This window comes from Streptomyces sp. NPDC127068, assembly GCF_042724695.1.
Classification (GTDB): domain Bacteria; phylum Actinomycetota; class Actinomycetes; order Streptomycetales; family Streptomycetaceae; genus Streptomyces.
In genome coordinates, this window is record NZ_JBHXEN010000122.1 from 1 (window position 1) to 2,660 (window position 2,660).

The following is a 2,660-nucleotide window of genomic DNA, read 5'->3' on the forward strand; positions in this document are numbered from 1 at the left end:
ATCCCACGGCCTCGGCCGAGCCACCCCACACCCCCGGATCAACGTTCCCCGAGTGATCCAACCACCTCGAAGATCATTTCGTTAGGAGTTCTAAGCCCGCTGGCTAATCTGGGTGTTCCGCCTCGATGATCACATCGAGTCCCGTGCCGACTCCGAAGCGCTCAACATCCTCTTCGACCGACTCCTGGTCCGCATCAGCACTCCTGACAACGCCGCTGCGGCCGGCCACGGTAGGACCTGCGAACCGGTGGTGGACGCGATCAAGGGGGCGCTGACCGGCCTCCTCGTCACTCGCCACGGGCTCGGACTGACCGGTGCCGCCGCCGCACTCGAGGTCACCGCCCGCATCGTTGACCGCCTCGAGGAAGCGGCTGCCTCGGCGCGGCGCATCCCTGACGCCGCTGAGCTCCTTGGTCTGCTCCCCCGCCGCCATCCGTGAAGTCAGCCGTGTGGGATGCGCCATCTTCAACTTCCCTGCCACCCACCTGACCTGGGCCCTGCGTTCCGCCCGCTACTCCAGCTCACCCACCCCGGATGACGGGCGTCGAACCGCGGACCATTGAAGCCCTGCGCCCGCGTGACCCATCCGGCTTGAACGACGTGAACGGTGTCCGGTTCCACCCGCAGGTGCCCCGCCCCGGTTCATCGTCTCTCGGTTAGTAGCGGCCGGTGTCCGCACTCCAACGTCGATAGCCCTTAGCCCATTGCCTCATTCCGGCGGCGCGGTGGGCAAGGCCTGGGTGGGGTGGTCGGGACGCCAGTGCTTCCAGTTGGTGCGCGCGTCGCCGCAGGCGCTGACGGACCTGGTCGGCTGCGTGTTCGGGTGAGCAGCCTGTGGTGTGCGCGAGGACGAGAACGAGGTTGTGGACCTCGCCGCCGGTGGCCTCCTGGTGCCATGAAGCCAAGTCATTTCTCCAGCCGACGACGTCTGCGGCCGCGTCGAGCAGTTGCTGATGCCACGGGTGGGTGAAGAGATGGTCGGGCAGCGACTGTCCTTCGAAATGGTCCGCCACCTCTGCTGCCTCGCGTACAGCCCCGACCGTCCTTCGCATACGGATGTAGTCCCGTTCTGACGGGACTATGCGAAGCCGTCGCTGCCGGCACTCTGTAGCCAGTGCCTGGAGGTACTCCTGCACCTGGCCGGCGAATCGTTCACGCACCGGCGCGGCCATCGAGTGCGTGGTCATCTCGTACAGGTCACTGAAGGCCGACAGCAGTCCGGATGGCGTCTCTAAGCATCCGCCGCGGGCAGGGTTGCTGCCGGACACCGCTGAGGCCAATCCGGACAGCAGGCTTCGGTGGTCGATGTCGGGCTGTGTGTCGAGATGGTCGTCGAGTTGGAAGGCGACGGCGAGCCAACTGGCCACGACGCTGACGGTTTCCTCCCGCGCGCGTGGATGGGTGCGCGAAGCCAGGGTGCCGAACCTCGCCCTTCGAAATCGGACGGCCGCTGCGTTCTCGTCAAGCAGACCGTATCGAGCGCACCAGGCAAAGGCGCATTCGTCCGAGGCAGTCTCCGGGGACACCGGGCGCGAGTGCGGCAATGTACTTCCTTCCCTCGGGACCAGACTTGAGTATGAGCCCCTTCGAGGAGAAACCACCCCGACATCCCGAGAGATCCCAGTCGCGAGGTGTGGTCCCGGCCAACCAGCACCGGTTCATGCATGCGCGAGACGTGGGCGGTTGTGTGGCCAGGCCCAAGTACGACGACTTGCGGAGGGTGAATCGATGTAGATGCGCAGTGGGCGTTGGCTCTGTCCGGCGATCAGCCAAGGGATCCGGACCTGGGACCACGTACGGCTGACGTGTCACGGTGCAGTGTCGCCTCTGTGAAATGGCCAGATCTGTTGGAACGGACATTCGCTCCGTAGGTCTGCCGTGCGCCGGTGGATTGACTACGTGGCGGCCACGAGGCGGGCGGCCTCTACTGTCTTGGGCGCGGCTGTTCGTCTGATGCCTTTCCCGGAGCCGGATGTCCGTCGGGTGTGCCGACGAAGGCAGATGGCCCAGGTGTCAACGGCCGGGATCGTGCGTCCAGCTCCCGCAGTGAAGTAACGCTGGCATCTTGGGAGCTGCTCGTGGTCGCCAGCTCCAGGCCGCCAGCGTCGCCTACGCCTGGCTGTCCGGGCGAACGCTCAGGTCACACCGGGGCTGCTCCGGCGCGGGTCGAGCGCGCCGATCGACAGCAGCGAGCTGACCCACCTCTCGTTCTTCATCGGCCGGCTTTGTCCTCGCCATGCCGGATCTCCGTCATGACCGGAGCCACGTCGCATCTCGTCCTCGCGAGCGGAGGCAACTGTTCTACTGCCCGGTGGCGTGCAGAAGGTGGACCGACTCCTGCTCCCTTGGATCGGTGCGCGCTACCACGACCAAAACGGCTTCTTCGTCCGTGACGGGCATGTGGGGAGTGTCTGCGGGAATGAAGACCATGTCGCCGGGCGCGAGGTCGTCGTGCGTGTGGAGGCCCTCGCCATGCCAGATCTGGTGATGCCCGCTGATGACGTAGATCGCGGATTCGTGGCCGGCGTGGGTGTGGGGCTCGCCCGGGACCGGGCTCCGTCCCATGTACGGGGACGTCTACCTCGGAATCCCGCTGCACTTCACCGGAGGCAAGGCCGTACCGGCCCTGCCTCCCCTCACGCTTTGCGAACGCCTGTGTC

At 66.1% G+C, this 2,660-nt stretch carries 3 protein-coding genes; 1 reads left to right on the plus strand and 2 read right to left on the minus strand.

The features are described from left to right. The first annotated feature begins 112 nt into the window (after positions 1–112). Positions 113–439, plus strand: a complete 327-nt coding sequence (locus tag ACFWIA_RS35050; RefSeq protein WP_387011324.1) for a hypothetical protein — start codon at positions 113–115, stop codon at positions 437–439. A gap of 217 nt (positions 440–656) precedes the next feature. On the opposite strand, the gene ACFWIA_RS35055 is transcribed toward ACFWIA_RS35050, so the two are convergent. Both ACFWIA_RS35055 and ACFWIA_RS35060 read right to left on the minus strand, forming a co-directional pair. Continuing rightward, the gene (locus tag ACFWIA_RS35055; protein ID WP_387011325.1) at positions 657–1,367 is read right to left on the minus strand and encodes a terpene synthase family protein; all 711 of its coding nucleotides are present in this window, start codon (positions 1,365–1,367) and stop codon (positions 657–659) included. A gap of 934 nt (positions 1,368–2,301) precedes the next feature. Continuing rightward, positions 2,302–2,565 (minus strand): cupin domain-containing protein, encoded by a 264-nt coding sequence (locus ACFWIA_RS35060; protein WP_387011326.1) that lies wholly within the window; start codon positions 2,563–2,565, stop codon positions 2,302–2,304. Positions 2,566–2,660 lie beyond the last annotated feature (95 nt).